Source organism: Solwaraspora sp. WMMA2056 (assembly GCF_030345095.1).
GTDB lineage: Bacteria > Actinomycetota > Actinomycetes > Mycobacteriales > Micromonosporaceae > Micromonospora_E.
The window spans coordinates 2,315,609-2,328,975 of record NZ_CP128360.1; the positions used below are offsets into that span (position 1 = coordinate 2,315,609).

The following is a 13,367-nucleotide window of genomic DNA, read 5'->3' on the forward strand; positions in this document are numbered from 1 at the left end:
GCGTGAGCGATGGTCTACTCAATTTGCCGGAGCGGGACACTCAGCACGGCCGTCCGGGGTGTCGGCTCACCGGGGGGTGAGCACCGCATGCAGCTCGGCCCGACCGGCGATGCCCAACTTGCCGTACGCACGGTGCAGGTGGTTCTCGACGGTCCGGGTCGACAGGTGCAGTCGAGCGGCGATCTCCCTGGCGGACTCGCCACCGGCGGCTGCGAGCACCACTTCCCGCTCCCGGCTGGTCAGCCCGGCGGTCGGCCCGCCCTGGCGCAGGGCCGGGCTGGTCGGCCGTTCACATCGGGCCAGCTCCCGGTCGGCGAACAGGCGGGCGACGGCCGTCACCCGGCCGTCCCCGCCACCCGCCGCGCCGGCGGCCGCCGCGAGCGTCGCCGCCTCGGCCGCATGCAGCGGCATGTCGTACCCGGCGAACGTTCTTGCGACCCGCAGCAGGACCTCGGCGTCGCGGGTCGCGGCTGCGGTGGCGTAGTCGACCACGGTCCGCCCGAGCACCCACCCGTGCGGTGGCTGATGGTCAGCGAGGAGCCGGACAGCGACAGCGGCACCGCCGAGCCTGATCAGGTCGAGAGCGCCGAGGGTGCCGGCTCCGACAGCTCCGGTCGTCCCGTGCCGCACCACTTCCTGTTCCAACAGCCGCAACGCCCGGTCGGTGTCGCCGGTCAGCGTGGTCAGCCAGGCCCGGCCCCGGGCGAGTTCGATGTCGAACAGACGCACCCCGTGCGGCCCGCCCGGATGTCGGTCCAGGTCCGCGGCCGCCTGTCCGGCGGCCGCCCGGTCGCCGAGCTGGGCGGCGGCCTGCAGCCGCAGCCCGGCCGCCCACCGGCGTACCCCGCGCAGCTGGACATCGTCGGCGACCAGGTACGCCTCGTTCGCCCAGCGGAGCGCGGTCGTCGGCCGCCCGCGCAGTAACGCGATCTTGGCGAGGAAGAACGCCGCCAGGGCCTGACCGACCCGGTCCGGCGGTTGCAGGCTGGTCTGGTACGTCGACTCGGCGGCGGCCTGTGCGCCCGCCACGTCGGGCAGGTCGACCAACAGCGACGCGATGGCGGCCGGGAAGCCGTCCGACTGCACCTGGCCGGGCCCGATGTGTCGGCGCGCCACCGGGACCACGTCCGCCAGCAGTTGTTCGGCTTCGGTGAACCGCCCGGCGAGCAGCAGTCCGCAGCTGGCCGCGCCAGCTGCGGCCAACCGCAGCTCGACCGGCCCGTCGGTGTGGAACAACGTCAGTGCCGGTGCCACGACGGAGCAGTCAAGCTGGTACGCACGCAGATAGAGCCGGACCGCGTCGATCTGCTCGCGGCAGCCCGGATCCGCCGCCGCGACCGCGTCGAGGGCGGCGTGCGCGGCTGCCACGTCGTCGGCGCCGTGGACCAGGATCACCGCCAGTTGTATGGCGATCTGGGTCCGTTCGGCGTCGCCGTGCCCCGCACCGCTGGTCGCCGAACTGCTCAGCGCGGCGCAGCGGCGTACCGCCTCGTCGAGCCGGCCCAGTTGGAACAGTGCGCGTACCGCCGCGAGTCCGGCGGCCACCTCCCCGCCGGCCTGGTACGCCCGCTGGGCGAGCCGCGCCGCCAGCTCGTACTCCCGCAGGTAGGCCGCTTCCCGGGCGGCGGCCAACATCAGGCCGACGTCGACGGTGCCGCCGCCGTCGAGACGCCACAACGCGACCCGCATGACGTCCACGCCGCGCAGTTCCCCGGCAGCTTCGATCGCGTCGGCGAGTTGGCGGCTGTGCCGCAGCCGGGCAAGCTCCGGCGTGCCGGCCCGCAGCAGCTCGGCGTACAACGGGTGGCTGAGCTGGACAACCTGTTGCCCGTCCGTGGTGATGACGGCGACCAGGCCGCGCCGCTCCAGCGTTTCCAGCGTCACCGACCCGGCTACGGCTACAGCAGCCGGCAGCGGCAGATGCTGGCTGAGGGCGAGTAGTTCCAACGCGTCGCGTTCGGCCGGGTCGGCGCCCGTCAGTCGGCTGCCCAGCAGCTCGGTGAGGCGTGGCGTCGCATCCAGCGGCCCGGCCAGCCGCCAGAGGCCGGCCGGACGGTCGAGCAGTCCGGCCTCCCGGGCCGAGGCGATCAACTCACGCAGCAGCAGCGGGTTGCCGGCGGCCGCGTCCCTGAGCCGGCGCAGCGTCCGACCCTTCACCGGACCGCCCAGCACGGCCACCACCAGCGCCTCGGTCTGCGGCGGGCTCAGCGGCGCAAGATCGATTCGGTGTACGCCGGCGTCCTTCCACAGTGCTGTCACCGCCTCCGGTACGGGCTTGTCGGCGCGTACCGTGACCAGTACCGGCACGGTCCCGTCTGCCACCAGCTGGTGTACGACGGCGGCGGAGGCCTCGTCGAGCAGGTGCGCGTCGTCGATGACCAGGACACTTCGAGCCCTGGCTGCTGCTGCCCTGAGCCCGGCCAGCGCGTGCCGCACCGGGGTGGGCGGCGGCAGCGGTGTGGCCGATGCCGGCGGTGGGATCAGGCCGGCGAGTGCGGCCAGCGGCAGGCCGGTGCCCGAACCCGAGGCGTGGGCCCGCAACAGCCGCCAGCCGGCGACGGCCAGACCCGCTGTGACCTCCTGCGAGAGCCGGGACTTGCCGACACCGGCCGACCCGGCGATCAGTGCACCGTGCCTGCCGGCGGGCGGGCCGGTCAATGCGGCCCGGACGGCCCGCAACTCGGCCTGCCGGCCCACCATGGGCGGTTGATCCACCTCCTTGTGACTCATGTCAACAGGCTCGCAGGTGGCGGCCACCGCCGACTACCTGACCGGCCCCGGCAGGTGCGGAACCCGCTGGCCCGGCCGACAGCGTCCGGAGTCTAGGCGGGGGCCGGGAAGCTGACGCCGGTCAGCTGCTCGCTCTCGGTCCACAGGCGGCGCGCGGTGGCGTCGTCGCGGGCGGCCGCGCTGCACCCGACGGCGACCGGCGGTCCGCTGAGCCCCAGCGGCCTGCCCGGCCCCCAGTAGCTGCCGCCGGCGGCGGTCGGGTCGGTCGCGGCCCGCAGCGTCGGCAGCGCACCGTCGTGCGGGGTCATCGCCACCAGCTGGCCGATCCGGGCGGCGACGCTGACCGTGTGCCGGGTCAGCTCGGTCGCGGTCCAGCCCGGGTGGGCGGCGGTGGCCCGCACCGGTGACCCGGCTCCGGTCAACCGGTGCTGCAGCTCCCGGGTGAACAGCAGGTTGGCGAGTTTGCTCTGCCCGTACGCCGCCCACCGCCGGTAACGCCGACGCTGCCAGTTGAGGTCGTCGAAGTCGATCCGGCCGGCCCGGTGGGCACCGCTGGACACGGACACCACCCGGGCACCCGGGCCGGCGGCCAGCAGCAGCGGCAGCAGCCGGCCGGTGAGCGCGAAGTGCCCCAGGTGGTTGATCCCGATCTGCAGTTCGAAGCCCTGCCGGGTGCGCCCCAGCGGCGGAGCCATCACCCCGGCGTTGTTGATCAGCAGGTCGAGCCGGTCGTGCCCGGCCCGGTACGCCTCGGCGAACGCGGCCACCGAGTCGAGGTCGGCCAGGTCCAGCGGGGCGCAGGTCACCGTACCCGGCACCCCGGTGGCCCGGATCCGTTCGGCCGCGCCGGCGGCCCGGTCGGCGTCCCGGCAGGCCAGCGTGACCTGCGCGCCTTTCGCGGCGAGCATCCGGGCGGTCTCGAAGCCGATGCCGGTGTTCGCCCCGGTGACGACGGCGGTCCGGCCGCTGTGGTCGGGGATGTCATCGAATGTCCACTGTGCCATGGTCACTCCTGTTCCACTGCGGTGCCGCCATCGAGGACGATGGTCACGGCGGTGTTCAGACCGGCACGGTACTCGTCGATCGACGACACCTTGTGCTTGAGGCCGAAGGACGTCGCGTGCAGATGGTCGGCCAGATCGCGGGCGGAGAGCCCGACCGACCGCCACCGGTCGGCCGCCCCGCTGTCGGCCAGCACCTGCTCGATCCCGTCGACCAGCCCCGCCTCGATCCGGCCGGCCAGCGGGCAGTTCAGGGTCGCGGCGGCGCTCAACAGCTCCTCGAAGTTGCCGTGCACCGCGGCCCCCACCCCCGGTGCCTGGCAGGCTTCGAACGCGCCGAGGATCCGCTGCCGCACGTCGAGGTCGGTGCGGTCGAAGGCGGCCCGGGTCGCCGTGCACACCGCGCTCACCATCCGCTCGACAGCGGCGACGAACAGCTCTTCCTTGGTCTTGAAGTGCAGGTAGAGCCCCTGCCGCGAGATGTTCGCCGCCCTGGCCAGGTCGTCCATCGAGGTCTTCTTGAACCCGTAGCGGATGAACACGTCGATGGCGGCGTCGGCGATCGCGTCCCGGCGGGCGCTGCCGGAGGTCACGCCGGATGCTCCGCGCGCCCCACCGCCGCGAACGGGTACGTCACGCCGGTCAACCGTTCGCTCTCGGTCCACAGCCGGCGGGCGACGACGGTGTCCCGGGCGCGGGCCGAGGCGCGGGCGGGTGCCGGCGGCCCGTACGTGCCGAATCGTCGGGCCGGCCCCCAGTAGCTGCCGCCGGTGACGGTCGGGTCGGTGGCGGCCCGCAGGCTCGGCAGCGCCCCGTCCGGCGGCTGCATCCGGATCATCCGGTCGATGCGCGACGGGTTGTCGCTGGCGGCGCGGCCCTGGTGGCGGCCGATGTCGGTGGAGGTGAGACCCGGGTGGGCGGCGACCGCCCGGACCGCCGAGCCGGCCTCGGTCAGCCGGTGCTGCAGTTCGAGGGTGAACAGCAGGTTGGCGAGCTTGCTCTGCCCGTACGCCGGCCACGGCCGGTAGCGGCGTTGCCGCCAGTTGAGGTCGTCGAGGTCGATGCCGCCGGTCCAGTGCGCCACGCTGGAGACGGTGACGACCCGCACGGCACCTGCCCGGTCGGCTCCGGACCGGTCGGCGCTTGCGGCCGCGTCGAGCAGCGGCAGCAGCTCACCGGTGAGCGCGAAGTGCCCCAGGTGGTTGGTGCCGAACTGCAGCTCGAAGCCCTGTCGGGTGCGCCCCAGCGGCGGCACCATCACCCCGGCGTTGTTGATCAGCAGGTCGAGCCGGTCGTGTGCGGCCCGGTAGGCGTCGGTGAACGCCCCGACCGAGTCGAGGTCGGCCAGGTCGAGCAGCGCCCCGGTGACCTCGCCGGCCGGTTCCTCGGCGCGGATCCGCTCCAGGGCGGCCGCGCCCTTGCCGGCGTCCCGGTAGGTCAGCGTGACGTGGGCGCCCTTGTGCGCCAGCATCCGGGCGGTGTGGAAGCCGATGCCGGTGTTCGCGCCGGTCACCACGGCGGTCCGGCCGGTCTGGTCGGGGGCGTCGTTGTACGTCCAGTGCGTCATTGCCCACCTGTCCTTGGTTGACTGATGAGACGAGCTTTACTCAATAGCTCTAATCTGTCAACCGCGTCTGATCCCTGAACAGCAGGCGGAGCACCCCGGCGGCAGTGCTCGAGGCGTCCTCGTCGGGGTCGTGCGGTACCGCGCCGGACAACCAGAGAGTGGCGAAGCCGTGCGCGATCGACCAGGCCGCCAGCCAGGCGCTGTCCCGGTCGTCGGCCGGGACGCGGGGGTCGGCGAGGGCGTCGCGCAGCGCCTGGCCGGCCCGCTGGCGGGCGGCGGTCAGTTCGGGCGCGTCGAACTGCAGCAGGCCCGGCTGGAACATCACCTCGAAGTGCCCGCGGTGCTCGACGCCGAACCGGACGTACGCCTGGCCGGCCGCCAGGATGTCGCCGCCGGCCGCGTCCAGCCGGTCGGCGAGCAGGTGCAGGCCCTCGGTGACGATCGCGGTCAACAGGCCGGTCTTGTCGCCGAAGTGGTGGGTCGGCGCGGCGTGCGAGACGCCGACCCGGCGGGCCAGGTCCCGCAGGCTCAGTGCGGCCGGCCCGCTCTCGGCGATCGCCTCGGTCGCGGCGATCAGCAGCGCTCGGCGCAGGTCCCCGTGGTGGTACGGCTGCGGCATCGGCCGAACTCCCATCTTGTCGTTGACAAGATGCTACCCGACATGGCTATCTTGGCAGTGTCAAGATGTGACCGTACGCCCGCGCACCCCGCGCCGACCCCGAGGAGAAGGCCCCATGAGTACGGCCGACAAGTGGCTGACCGTGATCGCACTGGTCAGCGTTCCGACGGTGATGTTCGGCGGCTACTCGCTGATGCGGCTGACCGCCGCCGGCAAACTCAACGACTTCCAGCGCTCCCTGTTCAAGGCCGGCCACGCCCACGCCGGGGTGCTGCTGGTGCTGACCCTGACCGCGCTGACCATCGCCGGCCGCGCCGGGCTGTCCGACCCGTACACCTGGGTGGTCGGCGGGCTGCTCGCCGCCGGCACGATCAGCCAGTCCGGCGGGTTCTTCCTGCACGCCGCGATCGGCCAGCCCGGCAAACGCTCGTTCGGCACCACGCTGACCGTGCTCGGCGCGGCGGAGCTCGCCGTCGCCCTGCTGCTGCTCGCCTGGGGCGTCGCCACCGCGCCGTGAGACAGCCACGCCGCAGAACGCTCGCGCCGTCAGGCGTTCGCTCCGTAAGACTTTCGCAAGGTGCCGACCGTCCCGGGACCGGCGGCGCCGGCCGTAGGCTGACCGGCGTGTGGAAACGCCTCGCAACCAAACCACTGACCTGGGTCCTCGCCGTCGCCCTGCTCGGCGCGGTGGCCTTCGGCGGCTACTGGTTCCAGCCCTGGAAGCTCGTCACCGACGAGGTCGTCGACGAAGCCGTACCGGTGGCCCAGGTGCCGGCTCCGCAGACCGCGGAGCCCGACACCGACCCGGCCGACCCGGCCTCGGCCAGTCCCGAGCCGACCAGTTCCGCACCGGCCAGCCCGTCGCCGGCCGGCAACCAGCTGATCGCCGCCGGCGAGTTCGTCACCCACGAGCACGAGACCACCGGCACCGCCCAGCTGATCCGCCTCGCCGACGGCGGACACCAGCTGGTGCTGCGGGACTTCGCCACCTCCAACGGCCCGGACCTGCGGGTCTGGCTCTCCGACCAGCCGGTGATCGACGGCCGCGACGGCTGGTTCGTCTTCGACGACGGTCGGTGGGCCGAGCTCGACCGGCTCAAGGGCAACCGGGGCAACCAGGTGTACGACATCCCCGACGACGTCGACCTGGACGCGTTGACCAGCGTCAGCATCTGGTGCAAGCGGTTCTCGGTGTCGTTCGGCGCCGCCGACCTGAGCGCCTGAGCCAGCCGATGACCACCCCCCTGGCCGCCGGCCCGCCCGCCCGGATCCTCGTCGTGGACGACGACCCCACCGTCTCCGACGTGGTCCGCCGCTATCTCGAACGGGCCGGCTGCCAGGTCGACCAGGCCGCCGACGGGCACACCGCGCTGGCCACGGTCGACCGGCACCGGCCCGACCTGGTGGTCCTGGACCTGATGCTGCCCGGGCTGGACGGGCTCGAGGTGTGCCGACGACTGCACCGGCAGGCCCGCGGCGTACCCGTGATCATGCTGACCGCCCTCGGTGAGGAGGCCGACCGGATCGTCGGCCTGCAGATGGGGGCCGACGACTACGTCACCAAGCCGTTCTCCCCCCGAGAGCTGGTGCTGCGGGTGCAGTCGGTGCTGCGCCGCGCCGGAACGGTGACCGGCCCGGCACCCGCCCCCGTCGCCGCCGACGGGCCCGTGCTGGTCGGCGACGGTGACCTCACCCTCGACGTGCGCCGCCGGGCCGCCCGCCGGGGTGGCACCGACCTGGCGCTGACCGTCCGCGAGTTCGACCTGCTGCTGCACCTGGTCCGCCATCCCGCACGCGCGTTCCGTCGCGACGAGCTGCTCGCCGAGGTGTGGGGCTGGAACTTCGGCGACCAGTCGACGGTCACCGTCCACGTACGACGACTGCGGGAGAAGATCGAACCGGATCCGGCCCGCCCCCGGCGGATCGTCACCGTCTGGGGTGTCGGCTACCGCTACGAACCGGCTGGAGCCGACCATGCCTGACCTGCCCGTCGGTGACATCCTCGCCGTTTTCGGCATCGGGCTGGCCGCGTCCCTGCTGGTCGCCGTGCCCGGCGCGGCCACGCTGCAGGTCCTGCGTCGGCGCAGCATCGTCGTGCACCTCACCATTCTGCTCACCGTCACCGTCCTGGCCGTCCTCGCCGGGGTCGTCGGTGCCGCCCAGGCAATGTTCCTGTCCGCCCACGACCGCGATGTCGTCGTGCTGGTGCTCGTCGCGTCCGGAGTGGTCAGTCTGGCCGTCGGCGGATGGCTCGGTGCCCGGCTGGCCCGCCAGGCGGTCTGGGCCGACCAGCTGCGCCAACGCGAACGCCAGGCCGAGGCGAACCGGCGGGAGCTCGTCGCCTGGGTGTCACACGACCTGCGGACGCCGCTGGCCGGGCTGCGGGCGATGGCCGAGGCACTGGAGGACGGCGTCGTGGCGGACCCGGTCACCACCGCCGAGTACCACCGGCGGATCCGGGTCGAGACCGACCGGATGACCCAACTGGTCGACGACCTGTTCGAGCTGTCCCGGATCAACGCCGGGGCGCTGCGGCTGTCGCTGCGTCCGGTGCCGCTGGCCGACGTCGTCTCCGACGCCCTGGCCTCCGCCGCGCCGCTGGCCCGGCTGCAGGGCATCCGGTTGCGGGCCGCCGAACACGGCTGGCCGGCGGTCGTGGCCAGCGAACCGGAGCTCGCCCGCATCGTCGGCAACCTGCTGCGCAACGCGATCCGGTTCACCCCGTACGACGGGGTGGTGCAGGTCAGCGCGGGCAGCGCGGACGGGTGGGCGTGGCTGGCGGTGGACGACACCTGCGGCGGCATCCCGGAGGCCGACCTGCCGCGGGTGTTCGACGTGGCGTTCCGCGGCGAACCGGCCCGTAGCCCGGCAGCGGTCGGCGCGACGCACGGCCCGGCAACGGTCGGTGCGGTGCGTGGCCCGCTCGGTTCGGCCCGCGCCGAGCCGGTGCCGGCCGGCGGCGGGCTCGGCCTGGCGATCGTCCGGGGTCTCGTCGAGGCACACGGCGGCCGGGTCGAGGTGACCAACGCCGGTCCCGGCTGCCGGTTCCTGGTCCACCTGCCGGCCGCCGGTTGACCAACGGTGCGGCTCAACCGACCGGCAGGTCGCGGCGGCGCAGCCCGACCAGACCGGCGGCGGCGAACCCGGCGGCCAGCAGGACCAGAACGACCAGCGGTACGGCGGACACCTGCCCGCCGGGCAGGGTCGGCAGATGGCTGAACGGGGAGAGGTCGCGCACCGCCGACGGCAGTCGTAGCAGCGCGCCGAACAGGGTCAGCCCGACGGCCACCACCAGCACCGCCCAACCGGCACCGGCCAACCGGGGTGCCAGCCCCACCAGAGCGAGGGCGAGCGCCGCGAGCAGCCACACCGCCGGCAGCTGCACCAGCGCGCCGGCCAGCACCCGGGCCACCTCCCGGCCGGAGTCCGCAGCGACCAGGGCATGCGTCGCCCCCATCGCCAGCCCGGCACCGGCCAGCACCACGACCGGACCGAGCAGGACGAAGATCAGCTGGCCGGCCGCCCAGCGGGTCCGCGACACCGGCGCGGCGAGCACCGGCTCGACCCGCCCGCTGGTCTCCTCGACCCGTAGCCGCCCCACGACGGCGATCGCGTACCCGGCGGCACCCATCCCGAACAGCCCGAGCATCGCGGCCAGGAACAGATCGACCAGCCCGCCGGCCCCGCCGAGCCGGGTGAACAGCTCGCGCAGCGTGGCATTGTCGGTCAACATGTCCCCGACTCCGCCGGCCACCCCACCGAGCACCACCCCGGTGAGTGCGAAGCCGACCGTCCAACCGACGAGCGGGCCCCGGTGCAGTCGCCACGCCAGCGTGACCGGGCCGGTCAACCGGGGTCCGGCCGTGGCCGGACCGCTGCCGGCCGCCAGCAGGCCGGACCCCAGGTCACGGCGGCCGTGCAGCACGGCGGCGACCGCGACCAGCCCGGCGGTCGCGGCGACGACCGGTCCGAGCATCCACCAGGCGTCGTCGGCGTACGGGCGCAGCCGCAGCACCCAGCCGAACGGCGACACCCCGCTCAGCCAGCCCAGCGGACCGCCGGTGTGACCACTGACGTCCCCGACGACCCGGCCGAGTACGGCGGCCCCGAGCGCGGCGACGGCGATGCCCCGGGCAGCCGGGGCGGTGGCGGCGAGCTGGGCGGTGACCGCGCCGACGGCGGCGAACAGCCAGCCTGACGCGGCGAACTGGGCTCCGAGGGCGAGCGACCCGGCGACCGGCAGGCCCTGGCCGGCCAGCCCGGCGGCGACCGCGCCGGCGAGCAGCAGGTTGGCGGCGAAGACGACGGTGAGGGCGGCGGCCGGGCCGGCGTACCGGCCGGTCGGGGCGGCGCCGAGCAGCTCGCGCCGGCCGGCCTCCTCCTCGGCGCGGGTGTGCCGCACGACGGTGAGCAGGCCGATCAGCGCCACGATGACCGTGACGATGCTGATCCGCCAGGCGACCAGGCCACCGGGGTCGGCGGTGTGCACCGGGCCGTAGAGCGCGACCAGCGCGGCGTTGGCGTTGCTGGTCTGCGCGAACGCCGACCGGTCGGCGGCGGTGGGGTAGAGGACGGGAAAGGCGGCGGCGAAGTTCGCCGGCATCACCGACAGCCAGACGATCCACAGTGGCAGGATCAGCCGGTCGCGGCGCAGGATCAGCCGGACCAGGTGGCCGGTGCCGGTCAGCGCGCTCACCGCTGCGCCCCGCTGCTCTGGTAGTGCCGCAGGAACAGCTCCTCCAGCGTCGGCGGCTGGCTGACCAGTGTCCGTACGCCGGCCTCGGCGAGCCGGCGCAGCACCGGTGCGAGCGCGTCCGGGTCGACCTCGCACCGCACCCGGTGGCCGTCGACGGTGAGCCCGTGCACCCCGGGTACGCCGCCGAGCCCGGCCGGGTCGGCCCCGGTCGGGCCCAGCCCGGCGTCCGCCCCGGCCGGCGCGGCGTCGGTCGCCTCCGGCAGGTCGGCGACGATCGTGGTACGGGTCAGGTGGCGCAGTTCGGTGAGGGTGCCGTTGGCGACGGTCCGTCCGTCCCGGACGATGGTGACCCGGTCGCACAGCGCTTCGACCTCGGCGAGGATGTGGCTGGACAGCAGGACGGTCCGGCCCTGCCGACCCGCCTCGGCGACGCAGTCGCGGAACACCGCCTCCATCAGCGGGTCCAGCCCGGAGGTGGGCTCGTCGAGCAGCAACAGCTCCACGTCGGCGGCGAGGGCGGCGATCAGCGCCACCTTCTGCCGGTTGCCCTTGGAGTAGGTGCGGCACTTCTTCGTCGGGTCCAGCGCGAAGCGTTCCAGCAGGTCGGCGCGGCGGCGCCGGTCGAGGCCGCCGCGCAGCCGGCCGAGCAGGTCGACGACTTCGCCGCCGGTCAGGTTCGGCCAGAGGCTGACGTCGCCCGGGACGTACGCGAGGCGCCGGTGCACCGCGACCGCGTCCCGCCACGGGTCGCCGCCGAGCACCTGCGCCTGCCCGCCGTCGGCGCGCACCAGGCCGAGCAGCACCCGGATGGTGCTGGTCTTGCCGGCCCCGTTCGGCCCGAGGAAGCCGTGCACCTCGCCGGCCGACACGGTCAGGTCGAGCCCGTCGAGCGCGGTACTGCGGCCGTACCGTTTGGTGAGGCCACGGACCCGGATCGTCGTTTCCATATTCAGAAAGCTAAGTTGCGTTTGCTCTTCCGTCAATAAAGAACCTGGTCAACGACACAGAACGCGAGCTCGCGGGCGCAAATCGTTGCAATGACTCTTGCGGCTAATGCAATGGAAGCAGAGGATGAGTTGCAATGGAATGGAACTGAACGCAGTGGAGGGCGGGGCGGATGCCCGGAGGACGGTTGACCTATCAGGACCGGCAGCACATCGAGCAGGCTCTTGCCGACGGCGCCGGCTACGCCGAGATCGCCCGGCGACTGGGGCGGCCCACCTCCACCGTCAGCCGCGAGGTGGCCCGCAACGGCGGGTCCCGCGGCTACCGGGCCCTCGCGGCCAACCGGGCCACCGCGCACCGGGCCCGCCGGACCGGCCCGGTCGCCCGGCCGCCGGTCGAGCAGACCACCGGGTACGGCCGGGACCCAGCCGCCGTGGCCGCCTTCGAGCAGCGGTTCGTCGCGATGATGGTCGAGTCCGGCTTCCCCCGGATGACCGCCCGGGTGCTGGTCAGCCTCTTCGTCAGCGACAGCGGCGCGCTCACCGCCGCCGACCTGGTCGCCCGCCTGCGGGTGAGCCCGGCATCGATCTCGAAGTCGATCGCGTTCCTGGAACGGATCGGTTTCGTCGCCCGGCAGCGCACCCCCGGCCACCGCCGCGACCGGTACGCCGTCGACGACGGCCTCTGGTACCGGGCCTGGTCGCTACGGGTACACGTCTTTCGGACCTGGGCGGACGCGGCGGCCGAAGGCGCCGGGGTGCTCGGCCCGCAGACTCCCGCCGGTGACCGGCTGCAGCTGATGGGCGAGTTCTTCGGCCTGGTCGTCCGGGACGTCGAGCGGATCACCGCCGAGTGGCAGGCGTTCCTGTCCGCCCGTGGCCAGCCGTTGCCGCCGCCGGCCGCCGCACCCGTCCCGGAGGCGGCCCGGTGACCGCGTGGAGGCCGTCTGCCGTCACCCGTCGCGGGGTCGGCGCCGGTCTGCTCGGCTGCCTCGCGGCGTTGATGATGCTCGGCTGCACCGGGCCGGCCGGCGGCCCGAGCGACCCGCCGACGTCAACCGGCCCGGCCCCGACGGCGACGAACGCCGCGTACCGGGTGCTGGTCTACAGCCGGACCACCGGGTACCGGCACGAGTCGATCCCGGCCGGGATCGCCGCTGTCGGCGCACTCGGCGCGGCGCACGGCTTCGCTGTCGACGCCACCGAGGACCCGGCCGCCTTCACCCCGGACAATCTGCGCGGCTACGCCGCCGTCGTCTTCCTCAACACCAGCGGCGACGTACTCGACGACGCCGGCCGGGCCGCGTTCGAGGGCTACATCGGTGCCGGTGGCGGATTCGTCGGGGTGCACGCGGCCGCCGACACCGAACACCAGTGGCCGTTCTACGGCGAACTCGTCGGCGCCTACTTCGCCCGGCACCCGCCGGTGCAGCCGGCCACCGTCGAGGTCGTCGACCGGACCCACCCGGCCACCGCGCACCTGCCGGCCCGCTGGGAGCGTACCGACGAGTGGTACGACTACCAGGCCGACCCGACCGGTGCGCGGATTCTCGCGGTCCTCGACGAGACCAGCTACACCGGGGCCGGGACGGGGACCGCGCACCCACACGCCTGGTGCCGGTCGTACGCCGGCGGCCGCGCCTTCTACACCGGCGGCGGCCACACCGTCGAGGCGTACGCCGAGCCGGCCTTCCGCGCCCACCTGCTCGGCGCCATCCGGTACGCCGCAGGTCAGCTGCCCGCCGACTGCAGTCCGGCGGACTATCCATGATCTGATTGAACACGGAGTGTGATCTGGCGCACGCTGCAT

The 13,367-nt window shown here is 73.9% G+C and carries 13 protein-coding genes; 6 read left to right on the forward strand and 7 right to left on the reverse strand.

The window, feature by feature from the left end:
- Nucleotides 1–66: 66 nt before the first annotated feature.
- The 5 genes from O7608_RS10670 to O7608_RS10690 all read right to left on the reverse strand — a co-directional run bounded on the left by O7608_RS10670 (nucleotide 67) and on the right by O7608_RS10690 (nucleotide 5,917).
- On the reverse strand, nucleotides 67–2,730 hold the full coding sequence (locus O7608_RS10670) for a LuxR C-terminal-related transcriptional regulator (protein WP_289209794.1): 2,664 nt from the start codon (nucleotides 2,728–2,730) through the stop codon (nucleotides 67–69).
- Between the two features lie 92 nt (nucleotides 2,731–2,822).
- The gene (locus O7608_RS10675) at nucleotides 2,823–3,734 is read right to left on the reverse strand and encodes an oxidoreductase (protein ID WP_289209795.1); all 912 of its coding nucleotides are present in this window, start codon (nucleotides 3,732–3,734) and stop codon (nucleotides 2,823–2,825) included.
- 2 nt (nucleotides 3,735–3,736) lie between these two features.
- On the reverse strand, nucleotides 3,737–4,324 hold the full coding sequence (locus O7608_RS10680) for a TetR/AcrR family transcriptional regulator (RefSeq protein WP_289209796.1): 588 nt from the start codon (nucleotides 4,322–4,324) through the stop codon (nucleotides 3,737–3,739).
- The gene (locus tag O7608_RS10685) at nucleotides 4,321–5,298 is read right to left on the reverse strand and encodes an oxidoreductase (RefSeq protein ID WP_289209797.1); all 978 of its coding nucleotides are present in this window, start codon (nucleotides 5,296–5,298) and stop codon (nucleotides 4,321–4,323) included. The genes O7608_RS10680 and O7608_RS10685 overlap by 4 nt, the downstream gene beginning before the upstream one ends.
- A 49-nt stretch (nucleotides 5,299–5,347) precedes the next feature.
- Nucleotides 5,348–5,917, reverse strand: a complete 570-nt coding sequence (locus O7608_RS10690) for a TetR/AcrR family transcriptional regulator (protein ID WP_289209798.1) — start codon at nucleotides 5,915–5,917, stop codon at nucleotides 5,348–5,350.
- Nucleotides 5,918–6,032: 115 nt separating this feature from the next.
- Between O7608_RS10690 and O7608_RS10695 the strand changes: the two genes are divergently transcribed.
- From O7608_RS10695 to O7608_RS10710, 4 genes are all read left to right on the forward strand, one after another.
- Nucleotides 6,033–6,434 (forward strand): hypothetical protein, encoded by a 402-nt coding sequence (locus O7608_RS10695; RefSeq protein WP_289209799.1) that lies wholly within the window; start codon nucleotides 6,033–6,035, stop codon nucleotides 6,432–6,434.
- Nucleotides 6,435–6,541: 107 nt separating this feature from the next.
- Nucleotides 6,542–7,141: a DM13 domain-containing protein gene (locus O7608_RS10700; protein WP_502959195.1), complete on the forward strand. Its 600-nt coding sequence runs from the start codon at nucleotides 6,542–6,544 to the stop codon at nucleotides 7,139–7,141.
- 8 nt (nucleotides 7,142–7,149) lie between these two features.
- A complete protein-coding gene (locus O7608_RS10705) occupies nucleotides 7,150–7,899 on the forward strand; it encodes a response regulator transcription factor (RefSeq protein ID WP_289209800.1) in 750 nt (249 codons plus the stop codon).
- Nucleotides 7,892–8,992 (forward strand): sensor histidine kinase, encoded by a 1,101-nt coding sequence (locus O7608_RS10710; RefSeq protein ID WP_289209801.1) that lies wholly within the window; start codon nucleotides 7,892–7,894, stop codon nucleotides 8,990–8,992. The genes O7608_RS10705 and O7608_RS10710 overlap by 8 nt, the downstream gene beginning before the upstream one ends.
- A gap of 13 nt (nucleotides 8,993–9,005) precedes the next feature.
- Here the strand turns inward: O7608_RS10710 and O7608_RS10715 are convergent, their stop codons facing one another.
- Complete coding sequence (locus tag O7608_RS10715) at nucleotides 9,006–10,613, reverse strand: ABC transporter permease (protein WP_289209802.1); 1,608 nt, start codon at nucleotides 10,611–10,613, stop codon at nucleotides 9,006–9,008.
- Nucleotides 10,610–11,560: an ABC transporter ATP-binding protein gene (locus tag O7608_RS10720; protein WP_289209803.1), complete on the reverse strand. Its 951-nt coding sequence runs from the start codon at nucleotides 11,558–11,560 to the stop codon at nucleotides 10,610–10,612. Before O7608_RS10720 ends, O7608_RS10715 begins: the two co-directional genes overlap by 4 nt.
- 185 nt (nucleotides 11,561–11,745) lie before the next feature.
- Between O7608_RS10720 and O7608_RS10725 the strand changes: the two genes are divergently transcribed.
- Together O7608_RS10725 and O7608_RS10730 are read left to right on the forward strand one after the other, a co-directional pair.
- Entirely contained in the window at nucleotides 11,746–12,489 is a 744-nt protein-coding gene (locus O7608_RS10725; protein ID WP_289209804.1) for a GbsR/MarR family transcriptional regulator, read from the forward strand.
- Nucleotides 12,486–13,328 (forward strand): ThuA domain-containing protein, encoded by an 843-nt coding sequence (locus O7608_RS10730; protein ID WP_353850521.1) that lies wholly within the window; start codon nucleotides 12,486–12,488, stop codon nucleotides 13,326–13,328. The genes O7608_RS10725 and O7608_RS10730 overlap by 4 nt, the downstream gene beginning before the upstream one ends.
- The last annotated feature ends 39 nt before the right edge of the window (nucleotides 13,329–13,367 follow it).